Genomic DNA, 20,746 nt, shown 5'->3' on the forward strand with positions numbered 1-20,746 from the left:
CCCCAGGAGAAATGACAAAAAGACTTTTAAATCCTGGTGTGCCGACAAAAGGGGTTGTCTGGACAGGTCATGCTCAATAGTCGCGGCGCTTGCGAAATGCCCATCGGCCGGCAATCAGCGTGAAGGTGACCACCAGCGCCACCAGGATCCAGAAGCCTTCAGGATCGCCGGCCAGCGGCACGCCACCGACGTTCATGCCAAAGAAACCGGCAATGATGTTGATGGGCAACGCCAACACCGTGACCACCGTCAGGGTGAACAGGGTGCGGTTGCTTTGTTCGTTGAGGTTGGCGGCAATTTCTTCCTGCAACAGCTTGATCCGTTCGCCCAGCGCGGTGAGGTCGTTGATGATCAGGGCGAATTCCTCGGTGGATTTGCGCAACTCCTTGACGTCTTCTTTCTGCAACCATTGCGGCGGGCGGTTGAGCAGGCGCAGCAACGAACCCGGCTCCAGGGCCAGCAGGCGTTGCAGGCGCACCAGTACCCGGCGGTTGCTGCCCAGCTCGGCGCGGTTGGTGGACAGCCGCGAGGACAGCAACTGATCTTCGACCAGGTCGACGCTGAGGCTGGTCTTGCGCACGATCTGGGTCAGCACTTCGCCCTGGTCGCGCAGCAAGTGCACGAGTAATTCCACTGGCGAGCGAAAGCACTCGCCGGCCTTGACCGACGAGCGCAGCTTGTCGACCGAGTGCAGGGGCTGCAAGCGCGCGCTGACGATCAACCGACTGTGCACGCACACCCACAATGTGGAGACATCCGAGGACACCATGTTGCTGAGGTTGAACACGACGTCGTTCACCACGGCCAGCAACGCCGAGTCGACGTGTTCGATGCGGGTCGAGCGTGAACCTTCGTGCAAGGCTTCGAAAAACTCCTGAGGCAGGGCCAGGTGATTTTTCATCCAACGCTCGCACGCGGCATGAGCCAGGTTCAGGTGCAGCCAGAGGAACTCGTCGGTGTCTTGCGGGTGTTGCAGGCTCCGTAGGGCCTGGGCCGAATCTATCTCCTGCCCACGCTCGCCGGGGTGGAAACGAAACCCGTAAAGCAGGCCGAACAGGTCCGGATCGCGGTGGCTTTGATCGATGCTGTGGTTCATGAAGTCTCGCTGGCGGGAAGTGCCTGTCGCGGCTGCAGGTTCACTTAAGTGCCATCATCGCAAGCTTTCTTGATGGTTTTGTGACAGTTCTATGGGCGCCGCGAAGGGCTGGCACTACCGGCAGTCGCCAGGGCTCAAGAATGCCTTCAGGCGGGCCGATGGTGTGTACATATCCCGGTATTCGGGTTGCGACGCGGTGTGTTGCGGACATGGAGGTCGGGACGTCGTTCCTGTTCTTTTCGCTTAGAGATTGCCTCCCATGTTTCTACAGAAATCCCTCAGAGCCCAGATTCTCGCCTTGTTGAGCGGCAGCCTGTTGGCGATGTTGCTGATCGCCCTGGCGTCCTTTCATTTCCTTTCCAATGGCGTCCAGAACTATCACAACCTGATCGAGGGGCCGTTGCGTGCCTCGCAGTTGATCGATGAGGCCAACCTGCAGTTCAAGGTGCAGGTGCAGGAATGGAAAAACGTTCTGCTGCGCGGCAAGCAGCCGGCGGATCTGGATAAATACTGGAAGCAGTTTGAGGAGCGTCAGCGTGATGTCCAAGGCATCCTCGGCGAATTGATCGGGCGTGCAGGTGTGCCGGCGCCCATCAAGACCCGTATCGAGGCTCTGCGCGATGAGCATCGTCAGTTGGGCGCGGCCTACCAAAAGGGCCGTGATGCCTTTGTCGCCTCCGGTGGCGATCCAGCGGCGGGCGATGCGGCGGTCAAGGGCGTGGACCGTGCGGCCAGTGAGCAAATGAGTGCGCTGGTGGTGGAGCTGCGCAAGTTGGGCACCGAGCAATCGATGCTGATCAGCGCCGATGCCGATCGCACGATCATGCTCGGCACGGTGATCATGCTGGTGTCGGGCATGTTGATTGGGTTGTTCAGCCTGTGGTTGGTCAATCGCAACCTGGTTCAACCGATCCGTAACCTGATCGAATACGTGACCCGACTCAGTCATGGGCGTTTCGCCGAGCGTGTGACGAGCAACCGTCAGGACGAACTGGGCAATCTGGCGGTAGCGGCCAACACACTGCGTGATTTCCTGGCTGAAACCTTTACCCGCCTGCAACGCAGTGCCACGGAACTGGACAGTGCCAGCGGTGAGCTCAATGCCATCGCCAGCCTGATGAGCCAGGGCACCAGCGAGCAATTCGAACGCACCGATCAGGTAGCGACGGCGATGAACGAAATGTCCGCCACGGCCCAGGAAGTGGCCCGCCATGCCGCCGACGCGGCGCGGGCGGCCGATGATGCCGATCAATCGGCGCAACAGGGCGAAAAGGTCATGCAAGGGACCATCCACACCATCACCCGGATGCGCGGCGAGATCGCCAACACGGCCACGGTCATCCGTCAGTTGGAAACCGACAGCGGGCGTATCGGCAAGGTGCTGGAAGTGATCCGCGGGATTGCCGAGCAGACCAACCTGCTGGCCCTCAACGCTGCCATTGAAGCGGCGCGGGCCGGGGAGGCGGGACGCGGTTTCGCGGTGGTTGCCGATGAGGTGCGTAGCCTGGCCCAGCGCACTGCGTCGTCGATCATCGAGATCAACCAGATCATCCAGACTGTACAAACCGGTGCGGTGGACGCGGCCCACGCCATTGAGAGTGGACAGTCCCGCAGCGAAGAAAGCGTGGAGCAAGTGACCCAGGCCGGTGCGATGCTCGAGCGCATCACCCAGGCAGTCGAAGCCATTCGCGACATGAACCGCCAGATCGCCACCGCTGCCGAGGAGCAGACTTCCGTGGCCGAAGACATTTCGCGCAACCTGACTGAAATCACCTGCATAGCCAGCACTAACCTGGACAATGTGCAACGCACCGAAGCCGCCAGTCGGGATCTGCATGGCTTGTCGGGGCAGTTGAATGAAGTGACGGCACGGTTGAGTGCCTGACGGTAGTTCGCGTTAGTTATCGATAAACGCAAAAGAGCCGCGCAACCCCAAGGTTACGCGGCTCTTTTCTACTGATGGATCAAGTGTCTTGCTTGTTGCTCAAGACCTTGCCGGTCGTGGCATCAAAGTCCACGTCGAATTCTTTACCGTCGGCGGTTTTCAATTCGACTTCATACTCATAACCGTTGAAATGATTGTCCAGGTCGGTGTCGGTGATGGTCGCGCCCGGGTGCAACTTCAGGGCTTCTTCGTTCATCGATTCAAGGGACTTGATCTTGCCTTCCTTGACCAGTTGTGGGATCTGGTCGATGCGTACATCGGCCTGGGCCAGGCCAGCGGTGAGGGTCAGGGCGGCAGCGGTGAACAGGGCAGTCAAAGTTTTCATAAGTTCTTTCCTTGGTGTCATTAAGGGGGGAGTCGTTTAAGTGGTGCCAGATTATCTGTGGCAACTTAATTCACCCTTAATTCGAAAAAACTTCTGAAGTGCCGAGTGGGGGCCTATGGGGCAAAGTCCTCCCCCATAGGCGTGTTCGGGTTCAGTAGCCGTTCTTTTCCAGTAACTGCGCGACGCTGCCAGTCTCGGGGCGCTTGAAGTAGTTGAGCAGTTCACTGGCGCGGTTGGTGAAGATGCCATCGACGCCGGCATCCATGACTTTCTTGAAGTCCACCGCTTCATCCACGGTGTAGACATGCACCAGCAGACCCTGGTCATGGGTGTACTGGTTCATCCACGGTTGCACCAGGTCCGAGTAACTCTGGCTACCGCCGTGGGTCAAGGCGGCGGACGGTCCGGTGCCTATCGCACCCTGAGCCTTGGCGTACTGGACCCACTTTTCGAATTCGGCCTTGTCCTTGGGTTCCTGCTTGGCGTAATAGACCGCCTTGTCCGTTTCACCGGATTGGGCAAAAGGCACCTTGGACTTGGGCTCGATGTTGCCTTCGCCCACCCACAACAGCAGGATCTTCGGCACTTTCGGCATCTCTTTGTGCAGCAGTTCGAGGCTGCTCTTTTCAAAGGTCTGCAAGACCACCTTGCCCTTGCCCTGGCCGACCCCGGTGGCGCGTTTGGCCAGTTTCGACCCGGCCGGGCTCAGCCAGCCGCGGTCCTGCAATTTGTCCTTCAGATCACGTTCGATGCCGGGGAACAGCTTCGGCTCCTTGGTCTCGATGTACAGCCCTGGTTTGTGCAGCGGGTTGCCCTCGGCGATGTCGATCACTTCATCCAGGGTGAGGATTTTCAGGCCGGCGAATGAAGGGCGGGCACGGTCCGGGTAGGCGGTGTTGAACCAGCTGCCGGCATCGAGAGTCTTGAGTTCCGCCATGGTGAACTGGTTGGCGGTGCTGTCCTTGCGTTCGGGAAACTTGGCCGCGACATCCGTGGTGCGCAGCAGGCTGTCGTCATGCAGGACGAACAACACGCCGTCCTTGCTGCGTTGCAGGTCCAGTTCCAGGTAGTCGGCGCCCAGGTCGCGGGCCAGTTTGTAGGCGGCGGCAGTGGATTCCGGCGCATCGAACGAGGCACCACGGTGGGCGATGACCGCCGGGTGCGGAATGCCCTGGAGGGCTGCCAGCGCCTTGGGGGGCGGGGCCTCGGAGGCTTGTGTCTGGCCGAAGCCGAGCAACAGGCTCAGCACCAAGGCGCTGCGGGTAAAAGTGACAGGCATGCTCGAAATCCTTTCGTGGGTGTGTGCAAAAACCTATCTTTTAGCAACTGAACGCTGTCGGCGCTATCGCCATACCGACATAAACGTGTGCAAAGCAGAATTTTCCCACGCATTTCCAGGATGCTTTGCAGTACCCTTGGCAGCACCAGTTTCCCCGGCAGAGGGAAACCCGAAACCATCGTTCACTTGCCCTGCGTGTAAACCATCGATCAGACGTCCCGAGGGACGCATCCATGAGGTTTACCATGCGCACCACTTCGACATTCATCTGCCAGGCCGCCGACCAGCTCAAGGGGTTTGTCGGTCTGAACCGCAAGACCGGCCACTACATCGTACGTTTCAGCGAAGACGCCTTTGGCATGGACGTGGCCGACGACGGCATCATTCCCGCCAGCGAGTTTGTCTGGGCTGAGGTGGCAGACGGCACCATGGCCCTCAAGCGCGAGCGCATCCAGTTGTTGCTGGACCAGCACATCGACGACCGCATCAACCTCACCGAACCTTTACGGGTGTACATGGCCCGCAGCGACCTGCCGGAAATCGTGGCGGTGCGGCAGTTGGTGACAGGCTGAAGCCGGGATCTCGAGTTGAACAAGGAACACTGTGGGAGCAAGCTCAGCTCCCACAGTGGATTTGTGGTGAAGGAAGGCTCTGTGAACACCCGAGATTCAGTGTGGGAGTGGGCTTGCTCGCGAAGACGGTGGAACATTCAGCACCGATTCAAGCATCAGGTTTGGCGTTGGAACGCATAATCGCGTTCAACCTTGCACACCCGCGTGTGGCAGTAGGCATACCAGGTGGAGCGGCCACGCTCGCGGATCGCGCTATGCTCGGGATGCTGCTTCCAGGCCAGGATCGCCGCTTCGCTGCTCCAGTAGGACACGGTGATGCCCAAGCCATCTTCACCGCGGGCCGATTCGACGCCGAGAAACCCTGGCTGCTCTCGAGCCAAGGCCAACATGCGCTCGGCGGCTTCGGCGTAGCCTTGGTCACCCTCGGTGCGCAGGGAGGTGAAGATCACCGCATAGTAATGGGCACTCATCGTGTTGCCCTGGCGCAGGCTTCGACAAACGCGTTGACCAGCGGTGGCATGCGCCCCTCCAGCGCAGCACGTTCAGGTTGGAATAGCGTCGCGACAAAGAATGGATGATCGCGCAGCTCTACCGCCCGCAGGTCGCCAGCCGAATCCCGGGCCACGGCGTGCAGACGCTGGCTCAGCAAGTCTTTTTCAAAATCCGGATTGACCCCGAAACGGCAATGATAGCCCTCGAAAATCGTCTGGCGACCATAGGCCCTGGCGATCAGGGAACCCACTTCGAGCTGGAGGCTGTCGATGGTTTCGACCAAGGCGCAGCTCAGCGGCGTCAACAGGGCCCGCTCAGCCTCGGGAGCGGTTTCGCCATGGGCGGCATCGGCCCAGCCCATCACGTTACGGGCGTATTCCAGCAAGGCATGCTGAAAGCCGCCGCAGGTGCCCAGGAAAGGGCGACGCTGTTCCCGAGCAAAACGAATCGCGTGCAAGGCGCCGTCTTCGCTTCGGTAAGGACTGCCGGGCACGCACCAGACGCCATCGAAGTCATCCAGAACGTTGTTGTCGGCGATGGCGTCGGTTGCCAACCACTGGCAGCTACTCTCTTGTCCGGTTTGCCTGGCGATGAGCTCAAGGGCGCGGGGGATCGCCCGATGGGCCGTTATCTGTGGGTCATAGTCGCCGACCAGAGCGATGTGTAAAGAACGCTGGTTTTCCATGGGATGTTCGCCGCTTGTTGATTGCTGGTCGCCACTATAGATTGGCGTTCACGCAATCAATATTGGCGTTTATCCAAGTGTTCAATGCATCGACGCACTATCGTCTGGACTACCCGGATCTGTCCCTGATCCTCGCGCTGGTCCGTGGTGGCTCACTGGCTCGGGCTGCGCGACTGCTGCAAGTGGATGTGTCCACGGTATTCCGCTCGGTACGCCGACTCGAGGCGGCCCTGGGCCAACCCTTGTTCGAAAAAAGTCGTTCTGGATACCTGCCCACGAGCCTGGCCCAAGCATTGGCTGAGCAGGCCGAGCGCGCGGAGCAGGCTTTGGAGGCAGCGCGGATCGGTGTGGAGCAGGGGGGCGAGGTCGTCAGCGGCACGGTACGACTGACGTGCACCGACTCGGTCCTGCAAGCATTGCTGCTGCCGGCGTTGGCGAGGTTCATGCCCGACTACCCGGCATTGACCCTTGAGCTGAGCACCTCGAACGACTTCGCCAACCTGAGCCGCCGTGATGCCGACATTGCGTTGCGTTTGACCCGTACGCCGCCGGAACACCTGGTTGGGCGAAATCTGGGGCGCGTGACTTACCGGGTATGTGCCGGCACTACGTATCTGCGCGCGGGGAGTCCGGATGATTTGGCCTCCATGACCTGGATCGCGCCGGACGACTTCCTTCCCGATCACCCCACCGTGGCCTGGCGCCGCCAATCTCTACCCGGCGTGGTGCCTGCTTATCGCTGCAACAGCATGCTTTCGATCACAGAGCTGGTGCGAGCCGGCTTGGGCGTTGCGGCGCTGCCGGACTTTCTGATCGATGAGCGCCAGGGCCTGATGCCCCTTGGCGAACCGCTGGAGGGATATGACACGGCCCTGTGGCTCCTGACTCGTCCGGACTGCCGGACCTTGCGTTCGGTGGTGACCTTGTTCGATGAGCTGGGGCGCAATCTGCGCTGGCGCTGACTTTCAACGGGGCAGGGTGCGCATGACTCTGGATGACGGTCCCCCAACGGTTATAGTGCGCTGAGCACCCGCCCTTGGCAGAGAACATCACGATGACGAAGTCTTCCCAACCCACCCCATCCGCACCCGTTGACCACTTGCGTTTTCATCGCCCTCACGCTCATCTGGCGCCGACCTTTGGCAATGACCGCTTTGCGTTGAGAGCAGAGGCTTTCGCGCGTTTTTTCGGGACTCCGATGTTCCTCGGCGCGCAAACAGTGATCGTTTTGATATGGGTCAGCCTGAACCTGTTGGGCGTCGTCCATTTCGATGCCTACCCGTTCATCTTGCTGAACCTGGCGTTCAGCCTGCAGTCGGCCTATGCCGCGCCGCTGATTTTGCTGGCGCAGACCCGCCAGGCCGCCCGAGACAAAGCCCAGGCGGAAGCCGATGCGCAGCATCGCGAAGCCTTGGCCATCGCCAACAGCGAGCGCCAGGCCCAGGCCGCGCAGAATACGGCGCAGTTGCTCGAATTGTTGGAACAGAACACCCGCCTGACGGAAATGACCAAGGCATTGACCGAGCGTATCGACAGCTTGACTACCGAACTGCATCAGAAGGTCATGCACAACCCATCGATGCAGTAGTCCTCCATTGGCTGATCAGGCTTGGTAACGGCTCAGGAACATGTCGAGGGCCGACTCGATAACCTGGGTCTGCTCATCCAGGGTCAGGCTTGGTTGTCCCATCGAAACCTGCGGCCAAAAGGCGAACGTCTTGAGTAGCCCATGCATTTGTTGGGCGGCAAATGCCGGTTCCACGGGCTTCAAGCGGCCATCGGCCTGGGCCATGCGAATCCAGGCAGTCAAGCCTTCCTCACGTTGTCCCATGCGCGCAACCATGTCTTGGGCGCGCTCGGGGGAGTGGATAGTCGCGGCGATGGCGATGCGCGCCAGGTCGAGGAAGTTCTCGTCTGCGAGCATGTGCAGTTTGGCTTGCAGCAACGTTTGGAGCTGATCCCGTAGCGGCTTTTGCGGGCTGTAGGGCATGTCCTGTTCTGCGGTAATGCTGTTCCATAACCGATTCAGAATTTCGGCAAACAACTCTTCCTTGCTCGGGAAATGGTTGTACACCGTACGTTTCGATACGCCGGCTGTCGCTGCGATCTTGTCCATGCTGGTGATCTCGAAACCGCTGCTACGGAATTCAGCAATCGCGGCCTGGAGGATGGCTTCGCGTTTTCGCTCGGTAAGGCGCTGCGGTGCGGTCATGGGCAATTCGTCGGTTGAGATGATAGAAATTACACTCGGAAGTTTACTTGCTCTCGGGATTCATGCAATCTAGAAACTACACCGAGTGGTGTAGTTTTGAGTCAGACGGCTGAGCGTGCATGCAACGGCCATCCAGCGTCCCACAACGGCGAAGCGCAATTGCGACGACGTCCTTGGAGTTATCGCACCATGACCATTCCCTCTTTTTCCACCGACAGCCCGTCTGCCCTCCCTTCATCCCGGCAGGAACAGGGCAAGTATCGCAACCACGCCTTCACTCCTCGGGAAGGCTTTGGTACCACCCTGCGCATCATCTGGAACATGATCTTCCACAAGCCGCGCACCACCCGGCCTGCGGGCGCCATCGAGGTTCAACCGTTGACGCGCGCCGCGCTGTTGGCCGCGCCTAACAACAGCGTCTGGCGCCTCGGCCATTCCACTGTTCTGCTCAAGCTGCGGGACAAATTCTGGCTGACTGACCCGGTTTTTTCCGAACGCGCCTCGCCCGTGCAATGGGTCGGCCCGAAGCGTTTTCATCAGCCGCCCATCAGCCTGGAAGAGTTGCCGCCGATTGAAGCCGTGATCCTTTCCCACGATCATTACGACCACCTCGATCATCAGGCCATCCTCAAGCTGGCGGCCAAGACTCACCACTTCCTGACGCCTCTTGGCGTGGGTGACACCCTGATCAAATGGGGCATCGACGCCGACAAGGTGCAGCAGTTGGACTGGTGGCAAGGTACCGAGGTGGACGGTATCGAGTTCATCGCTACGCCGTCCCAGCACTTTTCCGGACGCGGCCTGTTCGATAGCAACAGCACCTTGTGGGCCTCGTGGGTGATGATCGACGGCGCCAGCCGAATTTTCTTCAGCGGCGATACCGGCTATTTCGACGGTTTCAAACGCATCGGCGCGCAATACGGGCCCTTTGACCTGACGCTGATGGAAACCGGCGCCTACAACGTCGATTGGCCCCATGTGCACATGCAACCGGAGCAAACCCTGCAGGCTCATATCGATCTCAAGGGCCGTTGGTTGCTGCCGATCCACAACGGCACGTTCGACCTGGCGATGCATGCCTGGTACGAACCCTTCGACCGCATCCTGGCCCTGGCTTGGGAGCGCAACGTCTGCATCACCACGCCGCAAATGGGCGAGGCATTCACCCTGACGCAGCCGCAACGTGGCCGGGCCTGGTGGCTGGACGTGGAGCCCTCGGCGTATCAGGACCAGGCAGGCATCGCGTAGCGCACGCGGAGCCTGCGCTATTCAATCATTGCGTAATCGGGTCGCCCCATGGGATCCGGCGTCGCGCCCTTGATATTCATGCCGCGACCCGGTGCGAAGCCGGGGAAGAACACCAGGCCCTCGGCTTCCAGGCGAAACGCCAGGGCCAGGCGAGTCACATCGAGCAACTCGCCGCCGGCCTCGAAGCGGCGGATGGCCTGGACCGAGACACCGGATTGGCGGGACAGCTCCTCGACACTCCAGCCCAGCATAGCTCGGGCCTGTGCACTGTGGGCGGGGGTGAATTGATAGACAGCGATGCGTTCCAGAGTGGTTTTGATTGCGAGAGAGGCCATGGGAGTTCTCCAAAGCTGTGGATTCAAAAATACTGTGTTTTTGTACAGTTGTTTTGAGCCCGGATCAATCTCATTTTTTTGATCGGTGACCAGTGGTCTTTTCTAACCAGGCACTCGGGGCGTGGCCCAGGACCCGACGGAACATGGTGGAGAACGCAGCGGGGCTGTCGTAGCCCAGATCAAGGGCTATTCGCGTCACCGCATCACCTTCGGCCAGGCGGGCCAACGCCGCCATGACACACGCTTGCTGCCGCCACTGGCTGAAACTCAGCGTGGTTTGCCGGCTGAACAGACGATTGAACGACCGTAGGCTGATATGCAATTGCGCCGCCCATCCCACGGGCGAGGCATGGGCATCGGGATGCTTGAGGAACGCTTGGCACAGGCCGAGCAGGCGTGAATCCTTGGGCAGTGGCAGGTGCAGCGGCAGATGTGCGCTGCGCAGCAGTTCGTGCAGGAGCAGGTCGATCAACACACCATCGCGTCCAGCCTCGTCGTAGTCCGGCGCAAGCTCCACGGCTTCCAACAGCAGCTGGCGCATCAGGGGCGACACATTGATGACCTGGCAGCGGGCATCCATGGCCGTCACCGCCGCCGGCTCGATGTACAGACTGCGGGTGCTGACGCCCAGCATCAGCACTTCATGGGCCACCCCTGGCGGAATCCACACCGCCCGTTGCGGCGGCACCACCCAATTGCCGTCCTCGGTGCTGACCTGCATCACGCCAGTGGCGCCATACAGTAACTGCGCCCGGCGATGGTGGTGCAGCGGCAATAAATGTCCGTGGGGATAATCGGTGCCGATGGCGACGACAGCCCTGGGTATCGCATCCAATAAATCGATCGAGGTGTTGCGCATCGATGAGCCATTCGTGATTGGCGTAAATGCGAACATTATTGGCTGGTTTGCTACAGCAGGCCAGGCTTCGCTTACCTATCGTGGGCGCCTCCCTTTTCATGGATTCGCCTCGATGTTCTATGTATTGCTCGCGTGCTTCGGTTGCCTGAGTGGCGTGACGGCGGTGCTGTTTGGTTTCGGTGGTGGCTTCGTCGTGGTGCCCTTGATGTATCGCATGCTTACAGCTAGCCACGGTGTTGACGACCCCACCGGCCAATCGGCGATGCACATTGCTGTGGCCACCTCCACCTGCGTGATGGTGGTCAACGGGCTGATCGCCACCGCAAAGCATCACCGCGCCGGTAACCTCCTTCGCCGCTACCTTTGGCCGTTGGCCGGCTATATCGGCCTGGGCGCAGTCGTTGGAGCCGTGGCAGCGATTTGGGCGAGCGGCGAAGTGATTCGCTATGGTTTCATCGTTTATCTGGGAATCACGATTCTGGACTGCCTGTTCAGACGCGGTTTTCTTACACACTCTGACGCTGTAGCCCCACGTCCATTGGGCAGGGCAGAAGTATGGGGAGGTGGAGTCGTCATCGGCGCCATTGCTACGTTTTTGGGCGTAGGAGGTAGCGTCATGACTGTGCCGTTGCTGCGTCGTCGTGGGCTGAGTATGTCCCAGGCAACATCTATGGCGAACCCATTGAGTTTGCCGGTCGCGGTGGCCGGAACGCTGACTTACATGGCCATGGCGGGGGTTACCAGGGATTTGGGGCCCTGGCTTGTCGGGTATCTGGATTTGCAGGCGTTCGCGGTTTTGACGATAGGATCGTTAGTGGGGATTCGCTTTGCTACACCTTGGATCGGGCGCATACCGGATCGACTTCACGCTTGGGTCTATCTCGGGTTGCTAGTGGTCGTGATGCTGGGCATATCGGTACAGTAACTCGCTACGCGGCGTTGTTTGAAATCCCATGATAAGGAGTGAAATATCGATTCCGGAGTTCAGATTCGCCATACTCCGCGCCACTCTTTTCCCAAGCGAGCACTCGCTTCTTTCCAGGAAGATTCCATGTTCAAAGGACTGTTACTCCTCGCATCCAGCGCCACGTGCCTGCTCGCGCTCTGTTCGACAGCCAGTGCCGAAGGAAGCAGCCGCGTCTTTACCGGAACCTTGGGCAAGATGCCGATTGTGCTGGGACTCAACACCGTTCAAGAGGACGAAGTCATCGGTCGCTATTTCTATGAGAAATACCATCGTGACTTGGGGTTGAGCGGTTCGCTGCAAGAAAAGACCCTGACGCTGGTCGAGGGCGGTACCCGTTACGACGACGGCCAATCACTGCCAACCCTGACGTTGCAAAAAACGGCCAACGGCTGGCAGGGTGAATGGAAAAGCCCCAAGGGCAAAGTTCTGCCCGTGCAGGTGACCGAAGCCAGGCTCCCGGCTCCTGGGGCCGATCTTCCCCCCGTTATCGCCGAGCTGCAAAAAAGTGACCCTTATGAGTATCTCCGTCTGCAAGGTTTGAAACTCAAACCGGGCAAGAAAGAATCTTTCATGGGCCATGACTTGCAATGGTGGACGGAGCCACAATCCGGTATTTCCATGTTCAGCGTCGAGTCCGGCTACTCGAAAGATGAGCTGCAGCGGGTCAATCGGCAATTGTTGGGGCGCCTCTGGACCGAAGTCATCAGCTACTACGGTTGTTTGTTGCAGGGGGCCGATAATGCCGAGTTCGACCAAGGCGTCGCGCCCAAATACCTATCGCCCGATGTGATCAGCCTGAACATTTCCACCAGCTATTACTGCGGCGGCGTCCACCCGGATTTTGGCAATTCGCCGCTCACGCTCGACGCGCACACCGGCCACACTCTGTCGCTGGAAGACGTGCTCTGGGTTGGCACAGACAAGCCACCGCTGCACGCCGGCCACGACGACGCGGGTGATGCCCCTTTGACCGATGAAGAGAGCAGGGCGCGATACACTTACCAACGCGAAGTATTCGCGCCATGGCTGATCAGGCAATTCACCACGCTGTACCCCGACGAGATGCTGAAACCAACGGATGAGGACAGCTGCGACTACACCGATGAGGGCGTCTGGGGCTATTCCAATTGGTACTTCACCGAAAAAGGTTTGTACCTGGGACCGTTCTTCGCCCGCGCGCAACGCGTCTGTGATGACCCAGGCTGGTCGGTGCTGCCGTACGCCGTCGTAAAACAACACCCCGGTGCGGTCAAACTTCAATTACCCCAGGATGAGTGACTAGCCCTCAGCCAACCCCGGCGCCTCCCGAATAATGAAGTGGTCCAGGTTCTCGATATTGGCACTGAACACCCCGAATGTCTGTTCGGGGTTTTTCTTGCTCGGCACCTGCTTCAACTCCGGCGTCACGCCATAAAAGAAGCAATACAAATCCCGCTCACTGTCGACGGCATGCTTGATCTCTTCCAGAAACGCTTTGCGCTTGCGGTAGTTGTCGATCAGCTTCTTGCTCAGGTAAACGTTGACTGAGTAAGGCTTTTTCTTCGCTTCATCCGGTTGCTTGAACCAGACCTTGGCTTCGAAGTCGATGCGAAAGCTCTGGGTGTAATCCTTGATCTCCTTGATCTTGCCCCAGTAAATCAACCCCTTGTTGTCCAGCAGGTAATCGATCTTCTTGAAGAACGAGGCATAGGGCGCCGTGTGCTCGCCAATCTTCAGCGGCATGCGCTTGAGCAGGTCCTTGTTATCGAAGTTCGAGACGAAACACTCCACTGGATGGGCGAAGACGCTGGTCTTGTCGGGTGTCGAATCATGGGCGGAACGAGTGTCATCACCGTGGGACGATAGATTGGGCGACGTAGGCTGATTCGCTTCGACGTCCTTCAACTGATTGAGCGGTTTACGCACGTACTGACGCCGAGTCAGCAACAGCTCCGACGGAAAATGTTCCTCACGGTCGTCATCCGATTCCGCTTCGCCACTCTCCGCACCCAACCCCGGCGTTTTCGGACTGACATAAGGGCAGCCCTCGATATGCTGGGTCGTTGGCTGATTCTTGAAATGCGGCGTGCGGATGTAATTGACGTTCTTGGCGTTGAATGTCGTTAGCCGATTGTCCTCATCAAACGCCGCCCGGCAGGCATCGTTGGGGCACTGAAAGCGCTCCTTGGCTGAATCGAAGGCCATGGTCTCGTCGAAATTCAGATCCCGAACGTCATAGATCGAAAGCTTGGCATCGAGGCTGAGGCAGTAGGCGGTGTCGAATTTCATCGGGGCTCGGGTCCGTGAGAGGAAGTGTATTAATACCGAAGGGCGCGGCGGGCTGCACCCCTTGTTTGAATCCACCACAAACCCTGTGGGAGCGAGCCTGCTCGCGATTCCCAATGACACAACACAACCATCAGCCTGGCCCCGACTGGTGGCGAGGGAGCTTGCTCCCGCTGGGCCCTGAGATAACCCACAAGTCACCCATATCGAATAATCTCGACCCAATAAAAAGCCCCGATCGGATCGGGGCTTTTATTTACGTTTCGACGCAGGTAACCATCGTCAAATCGTTATGAGCTCAGGTATCAATCCCAGCTCAAAGCCCCACCCGTCTGATACTCAATCACCCGAGTCTCAAAGAAGTTCTTCTCTTTCTTCAAGTCCATGATCTCGCTCATCCAAGGGAACGGGTTAGTCGTCCCTGGGTACTCTTCCTTCAGACCAATCTGCGACAGGCGACGGTTAGCGATGAACTTCAGATAGTCTTCCATCATCGCCGCGTTCATGCCCAGCACGCCGCGAGGCATGGTGTCGCGGGCGTATTCGATCTCCAGTTGAGTCCCTTGCAGGATCATCTGGGTCGCTTCTTCCTTCATCTCGGCATCCCACAAGTGCGGGTTTTCGATTTTGATCTGGTTGATCACGTCGATGCCGAAGTTCAGGTGCATGGATTCGTCGCGCAGGATGTATTGGAACTGCTCGGCGACGCCGGTCATTTTGTTGCGGCGGCCCATGGACAGGATCTGGGTGAAGCCGCAGTAGAAGAAGATGCCTTCCAGGACGCAGTAGTAGGCGATCAGGTTGCGCAGCAGTTCTTTGTCGGTTTCCGGGGTGCCGGTTTCGAACTTCGGATCGGAGATCGAACGGGTGTATTTCAGGCCCCAGGCGGCTTTTTTCGCGACCGATGGGATCTCGTGGTACATGTTGAAGATCTCGCCTTCATCCATGGCCAGCGATTCGATGCAGTACTGGTAGGCGTGGGTGTGGATCGCCTCTTCGAAAGCCTGGCGCAGGATGTACTGGCGGCATTCCGGGTTGGTGATCAGGCGGTACACGGCCAGGACCAGGTTGTTGGCAACCAGGGAGTCGGCGGTGGAGAAGAAGCCCAGGTTGCGCATCACGATGCGGCGCTCGTCGTCGGTCAGGCCTTCCGGGTTTTTCCAGAGGGCGATGTCGGCGGTCATGTTGACTTCTTGCGGCATCCAGTGGTTTGCGCAGCCGTCCAGGTACTTCTGCCAGGCCCAGTCGTATTTGAACGGCACGAGCTGGTTGAGGTCGGCGCGGCAGTTGATCATGCGTTTTTCATCGACGGCGACACGGGCGGAGGCGCCTTCGAGTTCAGCGAGGCCTTCGGCGACGTCGAGTTTGTCGAGGGCGGCCTTGGCGCGAATGATCGCGGCCGAGTCGCTGGCCGTCACGGCCCGGGCTTCGAGGGCGGCGGCACCGCCGGCGCTGTCGAGGCGGTCCATGTTGGCTTCAGAAGCGTGGCCGGCGTTGGCGCCTTTGACAGCGACTTCGCCGTCTTCTTTGTCGAATTCGTCCCAGCTCAGCATGACGTGTCGTCTCCTGCGTGAGGGCCAGATGCCCGATGAAGGCCTACTGGCCGCGGTGGATCTTGAAAAATCGTTTGTTGCAGCAGCTGACGCAGGCAATAAACAGAAAAATGTACGGGTCATTCTGAAGCGGCGGTGAACGCAAGGAGGTGAATTGGTCCTGGCGTGGGCTTCAGGCTGGCTTGATTCCCTGTAAGGGAATATTGCAGGCCCGTTTGAGGCGGCATTATAAGGACTTTTTTGCCTACGTGCTGCGGCGAAATGGCTCACAGAAGGGACAGCGAAGGGCATACCCGCTTGGGAGCGAGTGTTTACAAGGCTTTGGCCGCCGAAGATTTTTTTTGCATGGATCGGATGGCGGTTTTTTTTGATCAAAAAACGAGCGTTTTTTGCGGTTTTACACTACATGTTGTGTTTGTGGAGGGTTTTCGGCGGTTGCAGACACAACCAGGCCCGATCGAAATCGGGCCATGGAAAATGCCAGTAATGATCAATCGGTATGGGCGGAACCGGTGTGATCGCTGCCATCTGAGGCGACAGTGGTTGGTGTCGTGGTGGTGTAGTCGTCAGTCGCGATGATGGCGGAATCCGCCACGTCGTACCGACTGATCGCGGCGGCTGAACCGGTGCGATCGAACCCGTCGGCAGCGAAGGTGTTGGTGGCCAGTACGGATAGGGTCAAGGCGAGGATCAGTGGGGCTTTCATGGTGGTTGCTCCTGATTCGTTCAAAGATTGATCAGCCGTTGGAGCAACCGTTGCCCATGACGCTGTAGCGCAGGATGTGGCGCTGGCCCTTGGAGTCGTCGTATTCCATTTTCGCCGGGACCACTTCGCAGACATTGGGGATTTCGCTCATGGAGATGACTTTGGCGATGTCCAGGTGGGTGGAGTAGGTGTACTCCTCAATGGCCGGTTTTTGCTGTGCGACGTCGGTCGGGGCCTCGTCTGCCATCGCGGTGGCGCAAAGGCTGCCGAGGACCAGAACCCATAAAGCTTTCATCTAATTCACCTTTCTTGAGGTCGAGTGGGGTCACGCAACCTTTTTGGGGTTGCGTGTGGAGCAAGTTTTGGAAGTTGGATTAACGGCCTTCGTGGGGGCTGTGTTGCGTTAATCGTGTTTGCCGGTTGGCGAGATGGATTTTAGGGGGAGGGGGTGATCGCAAAAAGACCGGGTTTTGATAAACACTGTTGGTTGATCTGGTAATAATCGCTGCAGGTGGCGGGTGTTGTCTGTTGCATCTATGTTGGATTTGCCGCCGCCATCGCGAGCAGGCTCGCTCCCACACAGGAAAACCCCCGCAGGCAGAGCCTTGCACGTTAGTACCGACATTTTGTAGGGACTTGTTACTACCATCGTCGAATGGTTCTATAGGCCCGCCCCGGGCTACAACGGGACCGTACAAAAACAACTATGTCTCCGAGGTAAGAAAGATGAGTGCGGCTTCTGTGTATCCCGTTCGCCCCGAGGTTGCGGCTAATACGCTGACTGACGAGGCGACCTACAAGGCTATGTACCAGCAGTCGGTCGTCAACCCGGACGGCTTCTGGCGTGAGCAGGCCAAGCGCCTCGATTGGATCAAGCCTTTCACCACGGTGAAGCAGACGTCCTTCGATGATCACCATGTCGACATCAAGTGGTTCGCCGACGGCACCTTGAACGTTTCCTACAACTGCCTCGACCGTCATCTGGCCGAGCGCGGTGATCAGGTTGCGATTATCTGGGAGGGCGATGACCCGTCCGAGAGCCGCAACATTACCTATCGCGAGCTGCATGAAGAAGTCTGCAAGTTCGCCAACGCTTTGCGTGGCCAGGACGTGCATCGCGGCGACGTGGTGACGATCTACATGCCGATGATCCCTGAAGCCGTGGTCGCCATGCTGGCCTGTGCCCGGATTGGTGCGATCCACTCGGTGGTGTTCGGCGGTTTCTCGCCTGAAGCGCTGGCCGGCCGGATCATCGACTGCAAATCCAAAGTAGTCATCACTGCCGACGAAGGTATTCGCGCCGGCAAGAAGATTCCACTCAAGGCCAACGTCGATGACGCATTGACCAACCCGGAAACCAGCAGCATCCAGAAAGTCATTGTGTGCAAGCGCACCGCTGGCAACATCAAGTGGAACCAGCACCGCGACATCTGGTACGAAGACCTGATGAAAGTGGCCGGCACCGTTTGCGCGCCGAAGGAAATGGGCGCTGAAGAAGCGCTGTTCATCCTCTACACCTCCGGTTCCACCGGCAAGCCCAAGGGGGTGCAGCACACCACGGCCGGCTATTTGCTGTACGCGGCGCTGACCCATGAGCGAGTGTTCGACTACAAGCCGGGCGAAGTCTACTGGTGCACCGCCGACGTCGGTTGGGTCACCGGCCACAGCTATATCGTCTACGGCCCGCTGGCCAATGGCGCGACCACGCTGCTGTTCGAAGGCGTGCCGAACTACCCGGATATCACTCGGGTGGCCAAGGTCGTCGACAAGCATAAGGTCAGCATCCTCTACACCGCGCCGACCGCCATCCGCGCGATGATGGCCTCGGGCACCGCCGCTGTCGAAGGCGCCGATGGCAGCAGCCTGCGCCTGTTGGGCTCAGTGGGCGAGCCGATCAATCCGGAAGCCTGGGACTGGTACTACAAGAATGTCGGCAAGGAACGTTGCCCGATCGTCGACACCTGGTGGCAGACCGAAACCGGTGGCGTGCTGATCAGCCCACTGCCGGGCGCCACGGCGTTGAAACCAGGCTCGGCCACGCGTCCGTTCTTCGGTGTGGTGCCGGCGCTGGTGGACAACCTCGGCAACCTGATCGAAGGCCCTGCCGAAGGCAACCTGGTCATCCTCGATTCGTGGCCAGGCCAGGCACGTACGCTGTACGGCGACCACGACCGTTTTGTCGACACCTACTTCAAGACCTTCAGCGGCATGTACTTTACCGGTGACGGTGCGCGTCGCGACGAGGACGGCTACTACTGGATCACCGGGCGGGTGGATGACGTGCTCAACGTGTCCGGTCACCGCATGGGTACCGCCGAGATCGAAAGCGCCATGGTCGCCCACCCGAAAGTCGCCGAAGCGGCGGTGGTGGGTGTGCCGCACGACATCAAGGGGCAGGGGATCTATGTCTACGTGACCCTCAATGCTGGCGAGGAAACCAGCGAAGCCCTGCGCCTGGAACTGAAGAACTGGGTGCGCAAGGAGATCGGTCCGATTGCTTCGCCGGACGTTATCCAGTGGGCCCCGGGGCTGCCGAAAACCCGTTCCGGCAAGATCATGCGCCGCATCCTGCGCAAGATCGCCACGGCGGAGTACGACGGCTTGGGTGATATTTCCACCCTGGCCGATCCGGGCGTGGTGGCGCATCTGATCGAGACGCACAAGACCATGAACGTGGCCTGACGGTCGCCAGTAACACCGAAAAGCCCCGCCCGGTATTTGCCGGGTGGGGCTTTTTTATGGTCGCTAGCGCTAGGAGGGCTTGAAGTGTGGTGCCTTTGTGGCGAGGGAGCTTGCTCCCGCTCGGCTGCGCAGCAGTCGTAAACCGGCCAACGCGGTATGACTGAACGACCGCGCTGCCTGGCTTTGGGGCTGCTTCGAAGCCCAGCGGGAGCAAGCTCCCTCGCCACGGGGTCGGAGGATGAATAAATATCGGCGTTTAAAGTAAGAGCTGTCTGAACGTTACCGGTGTTTCGAAATGTGTAACCAAAGGCGCCACAACGGGGCGATGTGAAACGTGAAGCCCCGTTACAGGGCGGTTCCAGGTGCCTCGGAAAATAAGCCGACACGCTGTGCTTGCCGGATTAGAAGGGTTTGCGAATAATGGGCCCGCTATTTGCAGCATAGATCGGTTTCCCTTCTTTTGCTCTTGCATGAATTTGCGAGGCTGTCAATGAGCTTGAACCGCTTTCTCGGTGCTTCTGTAATTTGTTGTCGCATTGAAGAAATATCGGCTTCGGGCCTGTCGTTAGAATGCCGATCACTCGCTCGTCGTGGCTCGCGTTGAATAAAACGTGAGCTTCCTAGGACGCAGCACCAAAGTTCGTTCCACCATTCGCATATTGGGCTGTTGCTCACTCTGCCGTTTTCGCCCTTTACCGATGGAGTTCCAAGATGAAGAAACTTGTGCTGCTTGGCGCCCTGGCACTGTCCGTGCTGTCCCTGCCTACCTTCGCTGATGAGAAGCCCCTGAAGATTGGTATCGAAGCGGCTTACCCTCCGTTCGCCTCGAAAGCTCCGGATGGCAGTATCGTCGGTTTCGACTACGACATCGGCAACGCGCTGTGCGAAGAGATGAAGGTCAAGTGCGTGTGGGTCGAGCAAGAGTTCGACGGTCTGATCCCGGCGCTCAAGGTGCGCAAGATCGATGCGATCCTGTCGTCCATGTCGATTACTGAAGACCGCAAGAAGTCCGTTGATTTCACCAACAAGTACTACAACACCCCGGCCCGTCTGGTGATGAAGGCTGGCACCCAGGTCGGCGACAACCTGGCCGAGCTCAAGGGCAAGAACATTGGCGTACAGCGCGGTTCGATCCACGAGCGTTTCGCCCGTGAAGTCCTGGCCCCGCTGGGTGCCGAGATCAAGCCGTACGGTTCGCAGAACGAGATCTACCTGGATGTGGCTGCCGGCCGTCTCGACGGTACCGTGGCAGATGCCACGCTGTTGGATGACGGTTTCCTGAAAACCGACGCCGGCAAAGGCTTTGCGTTCGTCGGCCCGGCCTTCACCGATGAGAAATACTTCGGCGACGGTATTGGAATCGCGGTTCGCAAGGGCGATGCGCTGAAAGACAAGATCAATGGCGCGATCACCGCCATCCGCGAGAACGGCAAATACAAGCAAATCCAGGACAAGTACTTCGCTTTCGACATCTACGGCAAGTAACGACGTCCCGCCACTCGTGCGAAATGGCGCAAGCAACAGG

At 59.0% G+C, this 20,746-nt stretch carries 21 protein-coding genes; 9 read left to right on the forward strand and 12 right to left on the reverse strand.

Annotated features, from left to right (window positions below):
* Positions 1-73 precede the first annotated feature (73 nt).
* Positions 74-1,096, reverse strand: coding sequence for a transporter (locus DTP52_RS14000; RefSeq protein ID WP_109753889.1), 1,023 nt, complete (start codon positions 1,094-1,096; stop codon positions 74-76).
* A gap of 259 nt (positions 1,097-1,355) precedes the next feature.
* Here DTP52_RS14000 and DTP52_RS14005 point away from each other — a divergent pair, with 259 nt between their 5' ends.
* Entirely contained in the window at positions 1,356-2,981 is a 1,626-nt protein-coding gene (locus DTP52_RS14005) for a methyl-accepting chemotaxis protein (RefSeq protein WP_109753890.1), read from the forward strand.
* A 79-nt stretch (positions 2,982-3,060) separates the two neighbouring features.
* Here DTP52_RS14005 and DTP52_RS14010 read toward each other — a convergent pair whose 3' ends face one another.
* Entirely contained in the window at positions 3,061-3,366 is a 306-nt protein-coding gene (locus DTP52_RS14010) for a PepSY domain-containing protein (protein ID WP_053124450.1), read from the reverse strand.
* Between the two features lie 151 nt (positions 3,367-3,517).
* The gene (locus tag DTP52_RS14015; RefSeq protein WP_109753891.1) at positions 3,518-4,645 is read right to left on the reverse strand and encodes a glycerophosphodiester phosphodiesterase; all 1,128 of its coding nucleotides are present in this window, start codon (positions 4,643-4,645) and stop codon (positions 3,518-3,520) included.
* 245 nt (positions 4,646-4,890) lie between these two features.
* On the opposite strand from DTP52_RS14015, the gene DTP52_RS14020 reads away from it, so the two are divergent.
* Entirely contained in the window at positions 4,891-5,217 is a 327-nt protein-coding gene (locus DTP52_RS14020; RefSeq protein WP_109753892.1) for a DUF2025 family protein, read from the forward strand.
* A gap of 155 nt (positions 5,218-5,372) precedes the next feature.
* Here the strand turns inward: DTP52_RS14020 and DTP52_RS14025 are convergent, their stop codons facing one another.
* Positions 5,373-5,687, reverse strand: coding sequence for an antibiotic biosynthesis monooxygenase (locus tag DTP52_RS14025; protein WP_109753893.1), 315 nt, complete (start codon positions 5,685-5,687; stop codon positions 5,373-5,375).
* On the reverse strand, positions 5,684-6,394 hold the full coding sequence (locus tag DTP52_RS14030) for a CTP synthase (protein WP_109753894.1): 711 nt from the start codon (positions 6,392-6,394) through the stop codon (positions 5,684-5,686). Before DTP52_RS14030 ends, DTP52_RS14025 begins: the two co-directional genes overlap by 4 nt.
* A gap of 14 nt (positions 6,395-6,408) precedes the next feature.
* Between DTP52_RS14030 and DTP52_RS14035 the strand changes: the two genes are divergently transcribed.
* Both DTP52_RS14035 and DTP52_RS14040 read left to right on the forward strand, forming a co-directional pair.
* Positions 6,409-7,356 (forward strand): LysR family transcriptional regulator, encoded by a 948-nt coding sequence (locus tag DTP52_RS14035; protein WP_109753895.1) that lies wholly within the window; start codon positions 6,409-6,411, stop codon positions 7,354-7,356.
* A 92-nt stretch (positions 7,357-7,448) separates the two neighbouring features.
* A complete protein-coding gene (locus DTP52_RS14040; RefSeq protein ID WP_109753896.1) occupies positions 7,449-7,982 on the forward strand; it encodes a DUF1003 domain-containing protein in 534 nt (177 codons plus the stop codon).
* A gap of 15 nt (positions 7,983-7,997) precedes the next feature.
* On the opposite strand, the gene DTP52_RS14045 is transcribed toward DTP52_RS14040, so the two are convergent.
* Complete coding sequence (locus DTP52_RS14045) at positions 7,998-8,606, reverse strand: TetR/AcrR family transcriptional regulator (protein WP_109753897.1); 609 nt, start codon at positions 8,604-8,606, stop codon at positions 7,998-8,000.
* Positions 8,607-8,795: 189 nt separating this feature from the next.
* Between DTP52_RS14045 and DTP52_RS14050 the strand changes: the two genes are divergently transcribed.
* Positions 8,796-9,854 carry an MBL fold metallo-hydrolase gene (locus DTP52_RS14050; RefSeq protein WP_109753898.1) on the forward strand — a complete coding sequence of 353 codons (1,059 nt, stop codon included), beginning with the start codon at positions 8,796-8,798 and terminating at the stop codon, positions 9,852-9,854.
* 17 nt (positions 9,855-9,871) lie between these two features.
* Here DTP52_RS14050 and DTP52_RS14055 read toward each other — a convergent pair whose 3' ends face one another.
* Positions 9,872-10,189: a helix-turn-helix transcriptional regulator gene (locus DTP52_RS14055; protein WP_060740988.1), complete on the reverse strand. Its 318-nt coding sequence runs from the start codon at positions 10,187-10,189 to the stop codon at positions 9,872-9,874.
* A gap of 70 nt (positions 10,190-10,259) precedes the next feature.
* Positions 10,260-11,048 carry a helix-turn-helix domain-containing protein gene (locus DTP52_RS14060; RefSeq protein ID WP_109753899.1) on the reverse strand — a complete coding sequence of 263 codons (789 nt, stop codon included), beginning with the start codon at positions 11,046-11,048 and terminating at the stop codon, positions 10,260-10,262.
* Positions 11,049-11,160: 112 nt separating this feature from the next.
* Between DTP52_RS14060 and DTP52_RS14065 the strand changes: the two genes are divergently transcribed.
* On the forward strand, positions 11,161-11,973 hold the full coding sequence (locus DTP52_RS14065; RefSeq protein ID WP_109753900.1) for a sulfite exporter TauE/SafE family protein: 813 nt from the start codon (positions 11,161-11,163) through the stop codon (positions 11,971-11,973).
* Positions 11,974-12,099: 126 nt separating this feature from the next.
* Positions 12,100-13,293, forward strand: a complete 1,194-nt coding sequence (locus tag DTP52_RS14070) for a DUF3298 domain-containing protein (RefSeq protein ID WP_109753901.1) — start codon at positions 12,100-12,102, stop codon at positions 13,291-13,293.
* Here DTP52_RS14070 and DTP52_RS14075 read toward each other — a convergent pair whose 3' ends face one another.
* The 4 genes from DTP52_RS14075 to DTP52_RS14090 all read right to left on the reverse strand — a co-directional run bounded on the left by DTP52_RS14075 (position 13,294) and on the right by DTP52_RS14090 (position 16,834).
* Positions 13,294-14,283, reverse strand: coding sequence for a hypothetical protein (locus tag DTP52_RS14075; protein ID WP_109753902.1), 990 nt, complete (start codon positions 14,281-14,283; stop codon positions 13,294-13,296).
* A gap of 302 nt (positions 14,284-14,585) precedes the next feature.
* Positions 14,586-15,833 carry a ribonucleotide-diphosphate reductase subunit beta gene (locus tag DTP52_RS14080; RefSeq protein ID WP_024776511.1) on the reverse strand — a complete coding sequence of 416 codons (1,248 nt, stop codon included), beginning with the start codon at positions 15,831-15,833 and terminating at the stop codon, positions 14,586-14,588.
* 490 nt (positions 15,834-16,323) lie between these two features.
* On the reverse strand, positions 16,324-16,539 hold the full coding sequence (locus DTP52_RS14085; protein ID WP_109753903.1) for a hypothetical protein: 216 nt from the start codon (positions 16,537-16,539) through the stop codon (positions 16,324-16,326).
* A 31-nt stretch (positions 16,540-16,570) separates the two neighbouring features.
* Positions 16,571-16,834, reverse strand: coding sequence for a DUF2790 domain-containing protein (locus DTP52_RS14090; protein ID WP_053147209.1), 264 nt, complete (start codon positions 16,832-16,834; stop codon positions 16,571-16,573).
* Positions 16,835-17,265: 431 nt separating this feature from the next.
* Here DTP52_RS14090 and acs point away from each other — a divergent pair, with 431 nt between their 5' ends.
* Positions 17,266-19,221, forward strand: coding sequence for an acetate--CoA ligase (gene acs / locus DTP52_RS14095; protein ID WP_109753904.1), 1,956 nt, complete (start codon positions 17,266-17,268; stop codon positions 19,219-19,221).
* A 711-nt stretch (positions 19,222-19,932) separates the two neighbouring features.
* Positions 19,933-20,706 carry an ABC transporter substrate-binding protein gene (locus DTP52_RS14105; protein WP_109753905.1) on the forward strand — a complete coding sequence of 258 codons (774 nt, stop codon included), beginning with the start codon at positions 19,933-19,935 and terminating at the stop codon, positions 20,704-20,706.
* Positions 20,707-20,746: the final 40 nt, after the last annotated feature.

The organism is Pseudomonas sp. 43mfcvi1.1 (assembly GCF_900115935.1).
Classification (GTDB): Bacteria; Pseudomonadota; Gammaproteobacteria; order Pseudomonadales; family Pseudomonadaceae; genus Aquipseudomonas; species Aquipseudomonas bijieensis.

Bases quoted from the DNA above. Each gene is read 5' to 3' on its own strand.
- DTP52_RS14015 (WP_109753891.1), bottom strand. From the start codon at position 4,645: ATGCCTGTCACTTTTACCCGCAGCGCCTTGGTGCTGAGCCTGTTGCTC.
- DTP52_RS14030 (WP_109753894.1), bottom strand. From the start codon at position 6,394: ATGGAAAACCAGCGTTCTTTACACATCGCTCTGGTCGGCGACTATGAC.
- DTP52_RS14020 (WP_109753892.1), top strand. From the start codon at position 4,891: ATGCGCACCACTTCGACATTCATCTGCCAGGCCGCCGACCAGCTCAAG.
- DTP52_RS14070 (WP_109753901.1), top strand. From the start codon at position 12,100: ATGTTCAAAGGACTGTTACTCCTCGCATCCAGCGCCACGTGCCTGCTC.
- DTP52_RS14050 (WP_109753898.1), top strand. From the start codon at position 8,796: ATGACCATTCCCTCTTTTTCCACCGACAGCCCGTCTGCCCTCCCTTCA.
- DTP52_RS14000 (WP_109753889.1), bottom strand. From the start codon at position 1,096: ATGAACCACAGCATCGATCAAAGCCACCGCGATCCGGACCTGTTCGGC.
- DTP52_RS14005 (WP_109753890.1), top strand. From the start codon at position 1,356: ATGTTTCTACAGAAATCCCTCAGAGCCCAGATTCTCGCCTTGTTGAGC.
- DTP52_RS14085 (WP_109753903.1), bottom strand. From the start codon at position 16,539: ATGAAAGCCCCACTGATCCTCGCCTTGACCCTATCCGTACTGGCCACC.
- acs (WP_109753904.1), top strand. From the start codon at position 17,266: ATGAGTGCGGCTTCTGTGTATCCCGTTCGCCCCGAGGTTGCGGCTAAT.
- DTP52_RS14025 (WP_109753893.1), bottom strand. From the start codon at position 5,687: ATGAGTGCCCATTACTATGCGGTGATCTTCACCTCCCTGCGCACCGAG.
- DTP52_RS14105 (WP_109753905.1), top strand. From the start codon at position 19,933: ATGAAGAAACTTGTGCTGCTTGGCGCCCTGGCACTGTCCGTGCTGTCC.
- DTP52_RS14060 (WP_109753899.1), bottom strand. From the start codon at position 11,048: ATGCGCAACACCTCGATCGATTTATTGGATGCGATACCCAGGGCTGTC.
- DTP52_RS14090 (WP_053147209.1), bottom strand. From the start codon at position 16,834: ATGAAAGCTTTATGGGTTCTGGTCCTCGGCAGCCTTTGCGCCACCGCG.
- DTP52_RS14045 (WP_109753897.1), bottom strand. From the start codon at position 8,606: ATGACCGCACCGCAGCGCCTTACCGAGCGAAAACGCGAAGCCATCCTC.
- DTP52_RS14010 (WP_053124450.1), bottom strand. From the start codon at position 3,366: ATGAAAACTTTGACTGCCCTGTTCACCGCTGCCGCCCTGACCCTCACC.
- DTP52_RS14075 (WP_109753902.1), bottom strand. From the start codon at position 14,283: ATGAAATTCGACACCGCCTACTGCCTCAGCCTCGATGCCAAGCTTTCG.
- DTP52_RS14080 (WP_024776511.1), bottom strand. From the start codon at position 15,833: ATGCTGAGCTGGGACGAATTCGACAAAGAAGACGGCGAAGTCGCTGTC.
- DTP52_RS14055 (WP_060740988.1), bottom strand. From the start codon at position 10,189: ATGGCCTCTCTCGCAATCAAAACCACTCTGGAACGCATCGCTGTCTAT.
- DTP52_RS14065 (WP_109753900.1), top strand. From the start codon at position 11,161: ATGTTCTATGTATTGCTCGCGTGCTTCGGTTGCCTGAGTGGCGTGACG.
- DTP52_RS14040 (WP_109753896.1), top strand. From the start codon at position 7,449: ATGACGAAGTCTTCCCAACCCACCCCATCCGCACCCGTTGACCACTTG.